The 13,231-nt window shown below is 48.9% G+C and carries 12 protein-coding genes and 1 pseudogene; 5 read left to right on the top strand and 8 right to left on the bottom strand.

Going from position 1 to position 13,231, the window contains the following annotated elements; all coding sequences use genetic code 11:
* Nucleotides 1–6: 6 nt before the first annotated feature.
* From ELR70_RS18815 to ELR70_RS18795, 5 genes are all read right to left on the bottom strand, one after another.
* A complete protein-coding gene (locus ELR70_RS18815) occupies nucleotides 7–699 on the bottom strand; it encodes a class I SAM-dependent methyltransferase (protein ID WP_235577100.1) in 693 nt (230 codons plus the stop codon).
* The gene (locus ELR70_RS18810; RefSeq protein WP_054015598.1) at nucleotides 677–1,666 is read right to left on the bottom strand and encodes a GDP-mannose 4,6-dehydratase; all 990 of its coding nucleotides are present in this window, start codon (nucleotides 1,664–1,666) and stop codon (nucleotides 677–679) included. The genes ELR70_RS18815 and ELR70_RS18810 overlap by 23 nt, the downstream gene beginning before the upstream one ends.
* Nucleotides 1,659–2,270 carry an SIS domain-containing protein gene (locus ELR70_RS18805; protein ID WP_054015599.1) on the bottom strand — a complete coding sequence of 204 codons (612 nt, stop codon included), beginning with the start codon at nucleotides 2,268–2,270 and terminating at the stop codon, nucleotides 1,659–1,661. The genes ELR70_RS18810 and ELR70_RS18805 overlap by 8 nt, the downstream gene beginning before the upstream one ends.
* Complete coding sequence (locus tag ELR70_RS18800) at nucleotides 2,267–3,214, bottom strand: SDR family oxidoreductase (protein WP_054015600.1); 948 nt, start codon at nucleotides 3,212–3,214, stop codon at nucleotides 2,267–2,269. Before ELR70_RS18800 ends, ELR70_RS18805 begins: the two co-directional genes overlap by 4 nt.
* Before the next feature lie 94 nt (nucleotides 3,215–3,308).
* Entirely contained in the window at nucleotides 3,309–4,034 is a 726-nt protein-coding gene (locus tag ELR70_RS18795) for a glycosyltransferase family protein (protein WP_128064674.1), read from the bottom strand.
* Between the two features lie 272 nt (nucleotides 4,035–4,306).
* On the opposite strand from ELR70_RS18795, the gene ELR70_RS18790 reads away from it, so the two are divergent.
* The 5 genes from ELR70_RS18790 to ELR70_RS18770 are packed head-to-tail and all read left to right on the top strand — an operon-like array spanning nucleotide 4,307 to nucleotide 9,847.
* Nucleotides 4,307–5,416 carry an FkbM family methyltransferase gene (locus tag ELR70_RS18790; protein WP_054015602.1) on the top strand — a complete coding sequence of 370 codons (1,110 nt, stop codon included), beginning with the start codon at nucleotides 4,307–4,309 and terminating at the stop codon, nucleotides 5,414–5,416.
* A gap of 38 nt (nucleotides 5,417–5,454) precedes the next feature.
* Nucleotides 5,455–6,540 carry a pseudaminic acid synthase gene (gene pseI / locus ELR70_RS18785; protein WP_128064673.1) on the top strand — a complete coding sequence of 362 codons (1,086 nt, stop codon included), beginning with the start codon at nucleotides 5,455–5,457 and terminating at the stop codon, nucleotides 6,538–6,540.
* Complete coding sequence (locus ELR70_RS18780; RefSeq protein WP_054015604.1) at nucleotides 6,491–6,742, top strand: phosphopantetheine-binding protein; 252 nt, start codon at nucleotides 6,491–6,493, stop codon at nucleotides 6,740–6,742. Before pseI ends, ELR70_RS18780 begins: the two co-directional genes overlap by 50 nt.
* Nucleotides 6,739–8,337 (top strand): hypothetical protein, encoded by a 1,599-nt coding sequence (locus tag ELR70_RS18775; protein ID WP_054015605.1) that lies wholly within the window; start codon nucleotides 6,739–6,741, stop codon nucleotides 8,335–8,337. The genes ELR70_RS18780 and ELR70_RS18775 overlap by 4 nt, the downstream gene beginning before the upstream one ends.
* Entirely contained in the window at nucleotides 8,330–9,847 is a 1,518-nt protein-coding gene (locus ELR70_RS18770; protein ID WP_054015606.1) for a class I adenylate-forming enzyme family protein, read from the top strand. Before ELR70_RS18775 ends, ELR70_RS18770 begins: the two co-directional genes overlap by 8 nt.
* Nucleotides 9,848–9,858: 11 nt before the next feature.
* Here ELR70_RS18770 and ELR70_RS18765 read toward each other — a convergent pair whose 3' ends face one another.
* From ELR70_RS18765 to pseB, 3 genes and pseudogenes are all read right to left on the bottom strand, one after another.
* Nucleotides 9,859–10,995 (bottom strand): Gfo/Idh/MocA family oxidoreductase, encoded by a 1,137-nt coding sequence (locus ELR70_RS18765; protein WP_054015607.1) that lies wholly within the window; start codon nucleotides 10,993–10,995, stop codon nucleotides 9,859–9,861.
* 5 nt (nucleotides 10,996–11,000) lie between these two features.
* Nucleotides 11,001–12,191: a UDP-4-amino-4,6-dideoxy-N-acetyl-beta-L-altrosamine transaminase gene (pseC, locus tag ELR70_RS18760; RefSeq protein ID WP_054015608.1), complete on the bottom strand. Its 1,191-nt coding sequence runs from the start codon at nucleotides 12,189–12,191 to the stop codon at nucleotides 11,001–11,003.
* A 17-nt stretch (nucleotides 12,192–12,208) separates the two neighbouring features.
* Nucleotides 12,209–13,209, bottom strand: a pseudogene (pseB, locus tag ELR70_RS18755) (UDP-N-acetylglucosamine 4,6-dehydratase (inverting)).
* Between the last annotated feature and the right edge of the window lie 22 nt (nucleotides 13,210–13,231).

Raw genomic sequence — 13,231 nt, 5'->3', positions numbered from 1 at the left:
ATATGCCTACGGAATAAACCAATAAAAATCGCCAGTGTAACCGTTATCACGGAAAAATTGCTTCCAGTCATCCACGTGCATAATGGTTTTGGCCGTTAGAGCCCACTCCATCATACGTTCCTTTTCTTCATCGTTACGGTAGGCATCGACGGTAATAAAAGATTTGCCACGACTGACGCGCTCGATTTCACGCAATGCCATGGCACATTCATTTTCTTCCAGGTTGTGAATGGTGTTGATTGACATCACCACATCAAAGCTGTTGTCTTCATAGGGCAGCGCTTTGGCATTGCCTAAAGTCAGCAGCTCTTTGACTTCTTCTTTGGCATTTTCCAGGGCATATTGAGAAATATCCAGTCCGCGCAATGTCATACCCGGGATCATCTGCTGCAGGTCATACAGCATAAAGCCTTTTGCACATCCTACATCCAGCAGGCTAGAGCTTTCATTAAGGCCGAAGTGTGCCTTGAGATCCGGTACAACAGGCTGCCAAAAACGCGGGAAGTAACTAAAGCCACCGTAACCATAGGTACGGTCACCATCAAAAAAGTCTTTGCCATATTGTCTGGCAATTTCGCGATCTGCTTCGGTGATCACGTTGGCACGGCCCTTAGTATCGCGCTTAGACTTAGGGTAATTTTTTAATAAATCGATTTCTTGTCCGAACATAGGGAACTCACGCTTTATGAATGTAGTCATGGGGTAATGTGCTTAGTTCGCTCTGGTACTGTTTGACCCAGGCAATGGTACGCTCCAGGCCGTTTTCCAGAGAGACTTGATCCTGCCAGTTCAGTTCTGAGCGGACTTTGTTACTGTCAAGCAGGTAGGCTGCGTCTTTGCCGAGGCGATCCTCGGTGACGGCACAGACCTGTTCAAAAGGCACTTGCAGCATATCGCAGATCAGCTCAACCAGGGTGCGAATGGTGATCATGCGTTCGGTTGAGATATGATATGTCTCACCCAATGTGCCGTGTGTGCCAATCTTCAGTGTCGCGTCTGACACGTCATCGATGTGGATAAACGAGCGGGTTGAGTGACCACCGCCATGCAGAGGTAATACCTTACCAAGCAGCGCAAACAAAATGGTTCTGGGGATGATGCGATAGAGTTGCTGACCTTCACCATAAACATTCGCAGCGCGGGTAAATAACACTGGGAATTTGTAGACATCAAAAAAGGTATGCAAGCTCATGTCTGCCGCAGCACGCGACACCGCATAAGGGGTGCTGGGCTGGTAGTTACGATGCTCTTTCACCAGACCTTCGCAGCTCCCGTACACTTCAGGTGTAGAGATGTGTACGTATTTGTCCAGGTTATCCAGGTCTTTTAGCTGATTGTGTAGCTTGATGGTTGACACTGCATTGGTCATAAACCAGTGTTCCGGATATTGCCAGCTTTGTCCTACCATGCTCTGCGCCGCAAAGTTATAGACAGTACTGACCTTATGGCGCTTGATAAGAGCCATAATGTCGTCCAACTGGTGGTTCAGGTCGAGCTGATGAAAATCAGGCTGATTAGCCTGCCATTTGTAGGGCAGCAGAGCGGTGTGTGGTTCTGCTGAGCGACTGACAGCCAGCACTGAATGTTCTTGTTTTAGTAAATGGGCGCAAAAAGACGCGCCCGAAAAGGAGTTACTACCGAGTACAAGGATTGGCGCATTAGCCATGGTTGAGCTCCTGATAAAGGGCTTTCATTAGAATGTGTCCGATCACCACCTGGGTATCTTCAGAGATCTGCATGTCCTGAATAGCAAAGTGAAATGCCTGGTCGAGCAATGGTTTGGCTTTACCGCCATCAAATCCAAGAATCCCTACAGTGTGCATACCTAAAGCCTGAGCTTGCTCAATGGCTCGGATGATGTTGCCTGAATTGCCACTGCCTGACAGCACCAGCAACACATCCTGCGCTGATGCTTTGACCTTGAGCTGGTGAGCAAAAATGTTGTCGTAGCCTATGTCATTGCCAAGGCAGGTTAACACTGAACTGTTTGCTGCCAGTGCTTCCACTTTCAGGGCATCGCCCTGAGGGTGAACACCAAATGTAAAGTCATTTGCAAGGTGGATAGCATTAGCGGCTGACCCACCATTGCCACACAAATACAAGGTACCGCCGTTGGCTTTCATATCCAGCAAAGTGCTGACCAGCTGCTTGACTTCATTGCCATCGAGCTGCGTCAGCACCCGACTCAACGTATCTACATAGTCTTCAGTCAGGGCGACAATGGGATCCCGGCGTGGGATAGGGGCGACGATGCCTTGTTGTTTACTCATAATACTTCTCGCTGCATCCATTTAAGGTTGTAGAAGCGATCTTCATTTTTCAACTGACCTGCGCGATAGGCAGCGATCAGCTCTTCAATCGCAGTGGCGACATTTTTGGTGGGTTTAAATCCACTCGCCAGCAGTTTATCTGAGTTGATCCGATAACATCTCGGGTCGTTTGATGGCGTCACTTCAATCTCACAGTCAATCTGAGCTTTGACCATGTTAGCAATGTCCATAATAGAGATATTCTCAAACCCGGCATTGAAAATACCGCTGGTTTTTTCTGGATGTTCCAGCATGAAAATGTACAGGTCAGTGATATCGTCGATATGGATGTTTGGTCGTACCTGGGCACCACCAAATACGGTGATCTTGCCATTCTCAAGGGCCTGCATCGTCAACATATTGACGGATACATCCAGGCGTTGACGGGGAGATAAACCACAAACTGTTGCAGGACGGACAATTTGTACGGCCATATCATCGGCGTAGCTCAGCAATACACGCTCGGCAACCATTTTAGTTTTGTTATACTCTGAGATTGGCTCTAAGGTTAAATCTTCAGTAACCTGGGCTTCATCTTTGACACCGTACACACTGCCCGAGGAAGCGTAGATAAATTGCTTGATCCCGGCGCGTTTGGCTTTATCTGCCAGTTGCATCGTGGCTAGTGCGCTTACTTCCCAGGTCAGTTTAGGGTCCAGGTCACCGCATGGATCATTGGCAATAGAGGCCAGGTGAATGATGCTATCTACACCACTCAGTTCGATGTCTGAGGTGTGGCGCACATCACCTTTTATCACGGTCAGGTTTTCATGTTCAGGCAGGAAATTACCAAACCACTGTGTGTCCAGCGCGATAACCTGATAGCCTTTGGCGAGCAGCTTAGGCACTAATACCGTGCCCTTATATCCGGTGGCACCGGTCACTAAAACAGTTTTATTGCTCATTTTTCTCTCTTTTTGAATACTTTAATCACCCGGCATGACAATGCTCTAGCAAAAATTGCGCCTACGTTTGCAGGCGCCATTGACTTACGCTGTGCTAGACAGTTTTTTGTTCAACGTGCTTATTTATATCGGCAAGGTGGGGGTGATTCTTTAATGTTTCTAATAATTCGCTGTAATCAAAGTCAATGATATTATTAAATTGCTGATAAATTGCCTGGATTGCTGTGTAGTCATCGGGTTCATCCAGTGTCAGGCGGTAGTGGCTGTAATCGTCACCAGCGCTAATGGTGTGGCTGGTCATGGTATTGAATTTAGCCATCCCTAAAGTGACGTGTTCTCTGTCTGGGGCGCTGCGGGCAAATTGGTGCGTTTGCGCGAGCAAACGAAAGGCAAACACACAGGTGTCCAGACCGCGAGGAAAACCGCTGTGAGGTCCCAGGCTAACCATATCAACATCATGAGTTTGGTAATAAGTGATGGCCTGGCGAACCAGTTGGGAATCAATGAGGGGGCAATCACTGGTCAGACGCACGATAGCGGTATTGTCTTGGGCACCAAACTGACGGGCGGCCAGGTAGTAGCGGCTAAGCACATCCTCTGTACTGCCTTTAAAGTACTTTACACCAAGGCGTTGACACAGCGTGACTATTGGCTGTTCACTGCCATCATCTGTAGTTGCAATGATTACGTTATTGGTTAAATCACCAAGGCGCTCCAACATCACTTGTAGTACTGTGCTATCACAAAGGGGTAGCATAACTTTCCCAGGCAGCCGGGTTGATGTCATTCTGGCCTGAATTATTATTTGCAAGTCCTTCAAGATAAACCTATTTGTTGGCGCTTAATAGTACCTTGGATAATATATGAGTGACATCAGGCAAGTAAAGCCGAATTGTAACATCTCATAAGGCAGTTGTTTGTTATGTATGCAACTAAGCCAACAGTTGCACAATTTTTAAAGATAATCAGTGGTTGTCACCCCACACCCTTGCAGCAAGTTAATGTTATGCTTACAGTAGCCGATAAAAAGAAAGGTCCATTTATTGCTTTATACATTACTGTCAACTTACGGGCAGGCAACAGGGAGCTGCGGTGAACTTAGCAGATAATCAATTTTATATTTATGGCGCAAGTCATTTTGGACAAGCGCTGACCGCTCATTTGGTTAGCGTAGGCCTCAGGCCCCGCGCAATTCTTGATAAGGCACCGAAAGCCGCTCAGTATTCTGGTGTATCATGCCTGACTTTTCCCGAGCATAACTTAGAGACTCATTACCCAGTCATAGTCACAATTCTCGGCTACTCAGGTGTTGAATCAAGCTTACATGAAGCTGGTTTCTCCGAGGTAATCGATACTCTGAGTGCTTTTGAGTTGTTCCCCACGGCACTGAAATTGCTGAACGAATGCGGCGTTTTATGGATGCAGGCTCCAAGGAGCCAACAGGTTGATGAAACCCAGTGTCAGGACTTATTGCACCTGCTGTCAGACAGCAAGTCGCGGAACGTTTTTGGGTCAATTGTCAATTACAGGCTGAACCCTAGTCGTGCGCATTACCCCTTGCCAGAGCAATACGAAATGTATTTTCCCGAGGATATACCGCAGCTGTACCAGTATGAGGAGTTACGAGTGTTAGACGTTGGCGCGTTCGATGGCGACACTTTTGCTGGTTTTTTTCAGCGATACCCTGAGGCTCTCAAGGGTTATACAGCGCTCGAGGCCAGTGCGAAAAACATTCAGCAGTTTCAAACTCGCTTAGATAGCATGGGTATTACTCAGCCTAATCTAGTGAATATACATCGTCTGGCGGTAGGTCTCCCTGCAGGGCAAAAACTTAAAGTTGAAGAAAATGCCTCAGCAACTGTGGTCTCTGTCGTTGAACCACATGAGCAGGTAGTTCCAGATTGTCTGGTGGAGAGTATAAACCTTGGGGACATGATGGCTAAGGTACAGTGCAACGTATTGAAAATGGACATCGAAGGGGCTGATTATGATGCCTTATGTCAGGGGGCCGATTATATTCGTGAGCACACCCCCACATTGGCTTTATCTTTGTATCACAAGCCAGAGGACTTGTGGCGTATTCCCTTGTTGATCGAGTCGTATGCGCCCGGTCGTTATCATTATTACGTAAGACAAGAAGGTCACTGGCTGCTGGAAACCCAGTTTTATGCCGTGCCTAAAGACATGCTTAAACAGCAATAATAACTTACCGTACAGATTAAATTGAATTTGAGAACATCATGACGTTTCAATCAGGTTTCAACATTGCAGGACAAAGTGTCGGCCATGACCAACCTTGCTACATCATTGCAGAGATGTCTGCAAATCATGGCCAGTCATTAAGTAAAGCCAAAGAGCTGGTTTATGCAGCGAAAGAAGCCGGTGCTGATGCAATTAAGTTGCAAACTTACACCGCAGATACGCTAACTATGGACTGTAGACTGCCGCACTTTGAGGCAACCGGCCCGTGGCAGGGGCAGTATTTATATGATCTCTACAAAGGGGCCTATATGCCCTGGGATTTTCATGCTGAGCTGTTTGAGTTGGCTGAAAAAATTGGCATCACCTGCTTTTCTTCACCCTTTGATAAAACCGCAGTCGATCTGTTGGCTCAATTAAATGCGCCGGCCTATAAAATTGCCTCTCCGGAACTGATTGACCATCAACTTATCCGTGATGTGGCGGCCACCAATAAGCCGGTGATCATGTCAACGGGCGGCGCCACCCTGGTAGAGATTGCCGAGGCGGTGAAGGTAGCCGAAGACGCGGGTATTAGAGAGTTATGCCTGATGAAGTGTACCAGCACCTATCCTGCTCCGGCCGACAGCATAAACCTGCGCACTATCCCGCATATGCGAGAGGCATTTGGTTGTCCAGTGGGCTTGTCTGACCATACCTTAGGAAATGATGTACCGCTGGCTTCAGTGGCGGTCGGTGCCTGTATGATTGAAAAGCATTTTGTGATGAGCAAAGAGGATAACACCGCAGACAGTTTCTTCTCAATGACACCGGATGACCTGGCTGCGTTAGTGCATGGCGTTCGGCAAATTGAACTGGCAATGGGGCGGGTTCATTACCCCAGCGAGGCGTCTAAAGCACGCCGCTGTGTGTATATCGTCAAAGACATCAAAGCGGGGGAGCGGATCACGCCAGAACATGTTGCACAGATGCGACCTGGTGGCGGAGAAATTATGCCCAAATCCTTACCGGATGTTATTGGCCGCACAGTCAACAAGGCGCTGACGCGTGGCATGCAACTAAGCTGGGGGACTTGCTATGAGTGTACAACGCGACGCTGTCCTGGCTCTGCTGAAAGAGTTTTTTGAAGCACGTGCTGTGGTGGTCTGCGAGGCTGATTTTGAGTCTTTCGATTTTATCGCCGCCGGTGTGCTGGATTCCTTTGAGGTGTTGTCGATGATCATGCACATCGAAGCGCATTTTGGCTTGTCAGTCCCACCCGAACTGCTGCTGGATACGCGCAATGCGCAAGTGGGGCGTTTCGCTGATGCCATAGTGGCTCTGGCATGATAGCCATTCGTGTAGACACGCGCTGTGGTCTGGGTCACTTTATGCGTATGAAGTGGTTGGCTAAAGCGTTGCTCGAGCAGCAGCAACGAGTGATGATGCTGGTGGATGCGGATACAGTGCCAGCGCGTTTTTATCACGATCTGGACATCGAGTTAGTCGAAGTACCGCAGCAACCAGATACCTCCTGTGATGCCCGGTTTGCCCTGGATGCCCTCGCACAGCGAGCAGAAACAGCCAGCCGCTGGGTGGTCGATGGTTATGGCTTTGACGTGCAATGGGAGCAACTTATTCGACAAACCGGGGCGCCCTTGTTGGCCATGGATGATTTAGCCCGGGCGCATGTGGCCGACCTGGTGGTGGATGCCAAATGGCAGGGGGCACAGACTGCTGTGCGTTACGATGGCAAACTTGCTCAGCACAGCCAGACTTTACTGGGCCCCGATTATTGTATTCTGGCACCCGAGTACAGCCAGCCAATGGCTGACGTGCGCGATGGCGGGCTGTTATTTTCACTGGGCGGAGGCGGAGACTGGCATGTGCCTGCGCAATGGATTTCCCGCCTACTCGATACGCCGCCCGCCGGACTGGAAAACACACCAATACAAGTGGTGATAGGCCCCAAGGCCACGAACACCGAGCAGCTATACACACTGGCCTCACAACACAGCCGCTTAGTTTTGATTGAACAGGCAACCAGTTTGATTAGCTACTATCAGCGTTGTGGCTTTTTTGTCGGCGCGCTGGGCACATCTTTGTATGAACTGGCTGCGACACACACGCCAGCGCTGAGCTTTAGCCTGGCAGCCAACCAGGATAATGCATTAGCCGATCTTGAAGCGCTGGGTCATTACCTGCATATTCCGGACTTGCTGGCGCAGGATACACACAAGGTGACCGAGCTAATCGCAACTTTGTACAGTGAGCGTAAACGGGTTCATCAGCTTTGCACAAAAGCGGCTATAAAGGTGGACGGGCAGGGCGCGCAGCGTATTGCCGCCGCTTTGTTAAATGGAACCAACGCAGGGTTGACCGCACTCAGAGACGTCAATGAACAGCCACAAATCAGCTGGACACTGGCGGATAACTTGCGATTGCTGCCGGTGACAGATCTGCATATCAACCGTTATCTCAGTGCCCGTAACCGCAGTGATAACGCCTGGCGTATGACTATTACCGATCGAATTAATGAAGTGGATCATTATCGTTGGTGGTTCCGGCAAACACGCGACTCATTTGTGCTGTTGCAGGACGATGAACCGCTACTCTATGTCTGGCACCAATGTACCACAATAGACGGACAGGCCTATCTGTTTGGTGGTTGGTTTGCAGCCAGTGACGCGGTTAATTTTGTCCATGCTCAGCTCATTTTGCAGTGGCAGCTGACACTCACGCTTGAGGCTTTCCCTGATGCTACTTGGGTTGCGGTGATCAATAAACAAAATCGATTTGTTAACCTGCTCAATGAGCGGGCAGGCTTTGTAGCGCTGGCAGAAGATGAGCCCGGTTATAAAGCTGCGCAGCAGCTCTTTCCTAGTGCCAGCCACCAGGACTTTAATTTTGTCGCCAAATACCCAATGAGGACAGACTGTGAGTAATATCTATCAAATTTTTGCGCAGCATGTGGAGTCTCAGCCAGATAAAGCCGCTTTGGTGTTTGAGCAACAGGCAGTGAGTTATCAGGCGCTGAATATCAAAGTATTGAAGCTGTGTGCCCATTTTTACCGCTTAGGGTTACAGCCCGGTCAGCGGGTAGCTTTATTTGCGCCGAACGGCCTGGAATACCCGATTGTGATGCTGGCAGCGGCACGTCTGGGCCTTGCTATTGTACCTTTGCCTATCAGTCTCAAGGGCGATGCGCTGTCGGTGGCGTTAAAGAAAACCCCTGTTGCAGCGGTAATAGCCTGGCCTTCTATCGGGCGGGCTCTATTGGCTGATGCAGTCATAGAGCCTGCAAACCTGATCAGCCTTTCACAGCCCGTTGCAGATGAACCGTGTTGGCAGGATATTATGTCAGAAGAGTTGCCCGCACAGGCAGCGAATACTCCCGAGCCAGTGGTGGATATCAATGCGCCTTTTATACTCACTATGACATCCGGCTCTACAGGTCAGCCCAAACCTATCGTTCTGAGCCAGCATTGTAAAATCACTCGTGCGTTTGACGCCACAATCCACTATTACGGGTTAACCCCGGATGAAGTTGTGCTGGTCGCCACACCGCTTTATCATTCACTGGCCCAGCGTGGGGTGCTGATGCCGCTGATGCTGGGTGCAACCAGTGTGATCTTGCCCAAGTTTACTTTGCCGAAATGGCTGGAAGCCATCAAAACCCATAAAGTCAGTTTTTTGTTTGCCGTATCAGCTCAATTAGAGAGTTTGCTGAGCTGTGACGAAGAAATGGACCTGAGCTCGCTACGCTGCGTGGTGTCGTCCTCTGCAGTGCTCGCTGGGGAATCCAAACAAGCGTTATTAAAAAAATTACCCTGTCACTTGCATGAATGTTACGGCGCCTCAGAAGTGGGTGTTGTCAGTGACTTTTGTGTCAGCGAGCGTCGCGACAAAAACGGCGCTGTCGGTGCGGCTTTGCCCTTTGTTCAGGTTAAAATTTTGGACAAACAGGGGCATGCTTTGGATTCGGGTGAAGTGGGTGAGATTGCCTGTCAGACGACAACCGGGTTCAGTGGCTATTTAAAAATGCCACAGCAGACGCAAGATGCTTATGACTCTGAAGGGTATTTTCTAACGGGCGACTTGGGGTATCTGGATGAAGACGGCTTTTTGTATTATGTCGGACGTAAAAAAGAGGTGATCTCCAGTGGTGGCATCAATATCTTTCCGCAGGATATCGAAGCGGTCTTTAAGAAGCACCCCAAGGTAGTGGACTGCGTGGCGTTTGGTTGCGCAGACAGGCAACTGGGAGAATACATTAAGGTTGTATACGAGCAACAAGATGGGGTCGATATCAGCCGAGAGCTGCGGTTACTATGTTTATCTGAGCTTACTGACTACCAACAGCCGCGCACGCTCGAACGCCTCAGTGCTTTGCCCAGAAACCCGATGGGCAAAGTGCTTAGAAATGACGTAAAAACGCGTTATTCAGAAATGTAAAAGAGGGGGTGTCAGGAGGAAACCTGACACCAGCTATGTTGCTCGTCAGAGGTCACAGCCGCTTCAAATAATGCCATCCCTGCTTGAGCCTGAGCAAAACCAAATACATATTCATTTTTAGGAGTGATACCTGCCTGATAGGCCGTCAGACCCTGATGAATATCTGTGTACAAATTGGCAAACGCTTCGACAAACCCAGTTGGATGACCCGGCTTCATGCGGTTGTAACGAAACTGATTGGCATATTGGCATTGTCCTGCACGGTCCAGAATTTCTCTTCTGCCGTCACTAAATTGCAGTTGTAGCTCGTCAGGGTTGAGCTGTACCCAGGTAGCACTGCCGGCCGTACCATATACTCTGATTTGCAAGCCATTACGATGACCTATGGCGGTTTTTGACATCCACATACTGCCACGGATCCCATTAGGGTATTTGAGCAGCATTTGTACATCGTCGACTAACCCCGGATAGTCGGAGTGATTGGCAAACTGCGCACAGGTCTCCGTTGGTTCAAGTTCCAGTAAATAACTCGATAGATGGTGTAAATGTACGCCCAAATCAAGGCAGATAGTGGGTACCTGATAGTCCTGAAGTCGCCACGCCTGCGGTTTAGCGGGTTTACCCGCAATATCAGGTGGACGCTTAAAGCCTTCCTGCGGCATTTCCAGGTGAATTTTTTGGACTTGGCCCAGCTTACCCTGAGCGATCAGGTGTTTGAGCTCACGGACCATAGCATAACCACTGTAGTTGTAAGTCACCGCCAGAAAGTGTTTTGCGGGGTCATACAGTTTTGCCAACGCTTGTGTTTCAGCGGTTCCACAGACCAAAGACTTTTCACAAATGATCGGAATATTTTTATTCAGTAAGGCCGTCAATACATCCAAGTGATGAGGTGTAGGTGTGAGAACCACCACAGCGTCTACTTGGTCTTGTTCTTGCTCGATAAGGGTGTGCCAGTCACTGTAAGTGCGCTCAGGGGCGATATCCCACTGTTGTGCGGTCGCTGTATTGGTATCCTGATCACGACTGAAAGCACCGGCTACCACTTTGAAACGATTATCCAGTTGTGCAGCACTAAAGTGCACGTAGCCGACGGCCGAATTCATGCCTCCGCCGATAAAAGCAAGGTGTAAGGGCTTGGTTGTCATGGCTGCTACTCCTTTAGTGCAGAGTGGTTTTTTTGCCAATCGCTGAGCAGCTGGCAAAGGGTATCGACGACATGCTGCTGTTGTGCAGTCGTCAAAGACGGAAACAGTGGCAAGGTAATCGCACTGTGATAATAGGCTTCGCTGGCAGGACAATATCCGGGCTCGAAACCTAATTGTTGATAGTAAGGCTGTAAATAGATAGGAATATAATGCACATGAGCAAAGACCCCCTGGGCTCTTAACTGAGTAACAAGATACTCATGTAATTGCTCGGTGCAGTGAGCAACTCTGACCACATATAAATGATAAGCACTGTACTGATTATCGGATTGGGATAACGGCGTGACATCTTCAACTTTTGCAAACAAAGCATCATAGTGTTGCGCAAGCTGATTGCGAGTGGCCACAAATTGGTCAAGTTGTGCTAACTGACTCAGGCCCAGCGCGGCATGCAGGTCCGTCATGCGATAGTTGAATCCCAGCGCTTGTTGCTGATAGTACCAGGGCCCATGACTGGGTTCTGTTAACAAGCTTGGATCCGCAGTAATACCATGGCTTCTTAATGAGCGCATGCGCTGTGCAAGCTGCTCATTTTGCGTGACGGCCATCCCGCCTTCAGCTGAGGTGATTATTTTAACGGGATGGAAGCTGAACACACAAATATCCGAATAACCACAATGTCCGACAGGTTTATCCTGATAGCGCCCGCCAATAGCGTGCGATGCATCTTCGATGACTTTAAAGTGATATTGTTTCGCCAGCTTAGCGATTGCTTTCATATCGCAAGACTGCCCAGCAAAGTGAACGGGGATAACCACATCGGGTAGTTTATCGGCTGCCTGGGCGCGTTTCAGTTTGTCTTCCAGTGCGCTGATACATATATTACCTGTTGCGGCATTAATGTCTGTAAAGTCTACCGAAGCGCCGCAATACAGGGCGCAATTTGATGAAGCCACAAAGGAATTCGGTACAGTCCATACCAAACTATCCGCGGTGACATCCAGTGCCATGCAGGCAATGTGCAAAGCAGAGGTTGCACTATTCACTGCCACGGCATGTGCCGCCTGACAGTACTGTGCAACAGCTTCTTCAAATTGCGGTACAACCGGGCCCTGAGTCAGAAAATCAGACTGCAGTACCGCTACAACAGCATCTATGTCTTGTTGTGCGATACTCTGCTTGCCATAAGGGATCATCTTATCCTCCAGGCAATTTAAGCCAATGCCTGGGCATTAAAGGCTTTAATGGCTTCGACAGACAGATAGTCTGGGTTACTGAGTGAGTTATATTCGAATCCGGGAGCAACCGCCTGACCTTGCTCGCCCAGTGCATTGGTGTCAAAGTCATTACTGCGACTACTGAACTTAATACCAGGCGCTATTACAAAGTGATCGCTAAACTCAAAGGTGTCAAAACACAGGTCTTCGGGGCACATTACTTCGTGCAGCTTCTCCCCAGGACGAATACCGATGATTTTATGTGGCAGCTGAGGTGCCATTGCTGTGGCGAGGTCAACAATTCGAATGGAAGGTATCTTAGGCACGAAGATTTCCCCCCCAACATACGCTCAAAGTTCTTCAGGACGAAGTCGACGCCCTGTTGGAGACTTATCCAGAAACGCGTCATATCGGCATGGGTAATAGGGATATGGTCGCAACCTTCATCGATAAAGCGTTGAAATACAGGAACAACCGAGCCTCTCGAACACACCACATTGCCGTATCGAACGACAGAGAACAGGGTTTTATGTCCACCTGCGATGTTATTTGCTGCAACAAACAATTTATCGGAAGCCAGCTTAGTGGCACCGTACAGGTTGATCGGGTTAGCTGCCTTATCCGTTGACAGGGCAATCACCTTTTCAACGTTGTTATCGAGCGCAGCCTCAATCACGTTCTCGGCGCCATTGATATTGGTCTTGATGCATTCCATGGGGTTATATTCAGCAGCCGGCACTTGTTTTAGCGCAGCAGCATGAATCACATAGTCGACGCCTTGCATGGCACGGTAAAGGCGGCTTTTGTCTCGGACGTCACCGATAAAGTAACGCATACAGGGATCGTTGAATACCTGTTGCATCTCAAACTGTTTAAGCTCATCACGAGAAAACACAATGATTTTCTTTGGCTTATAACGAGTCAATAAGGTGTTGACGTACTTTTTACCGAAAGAACCGGTTCCGCCTGTGATGAGAATAGTTTTGTTATCAAACATAAAGCCAACCTAAAGGTGCATT

It is taken from the genome of Pseudoalteromonas sp. R3, from assembly GCF_004014715.1.
GTDB lineage: Bacteria > Pseudomonadota > Gammaproteobacteria > Enterobacterales > Alteromonadaceae > Pseudoalteromonas.
Note: the sequence above shows the minus strand (reverse complement) of the source record. Positions and strands in the feature narration are given on the sequence as shown.

What these genes read in the sequence shown, in the direction of transcription:
- ELR70_RS18815 (WP_235577100.1), bottom strand. Translation starts at nt 699, where the DNA reads ATGACTACATTCATAAAGCGTGAGTTCCCTATGTTCGGACAAGAAATC.
- ELR70_RS18810 (WP_054015598.1), bottom strand. Translation starts at nt 1,666, where the DNA reads ATGGCTAATGCGCCAATCCTTGTACTCGGTAGTAACTCCTTTTCGGGC.
- ELR70_RS18805 (WP_054015599.1), bottom strand. Translation starts at nt 2,270, where the DNA reads ATGAGTAAACAACAAGGCATCGTCGCCCCTATCCCACGCCGGGATCCC.
- ELR70_RS18800 (WP_054015600.1), bottom strand. Translation starts at nt 3,214, where the DNA reads ATGAGCAATAAAACTGTTTTAGTGACCGGTGCCACCGGATATAAGGGC.
- pseI (WP_128064673.1), top strand. Translation starts at nt 5,455, where the DNA reads ATGACGTTTCAATCAGGTTTCAACATTGCAGGACAAAGTGTCGGCCAT.
- ELR70_RS18780 (WP_054015604.1), top strand. Translation starts at nt 6,491, where the DNA reads ATGAGTGTACAACGCGACGCTGTCCTGGCTCTGCTGAAAGAGTTTTTT.
- ELR70_RS18775 (WP_054015605.1), top strand. Translation starts at nt 6,739, where the DNA reads ATGATAGCCATTCGTGTAGACACGCGCTGTGGTCTGGGTCACTTTATG.
- ELR70_RS18765 (WP_054015607.1), bottom strand. Translation starts at nt 10,995, where the DNA reads ATGACAACCAAGCCCTTACACCTTGCTTTTATCGGCGGAGGCATGAAT.
- pseC (WP_054015608.1), bottom strand. Translation starts at nt 12,191, where the DNA reads ATGATCCCTTATGGCAAGCAGAGTATCGCACAACAAGACATAGATGCT.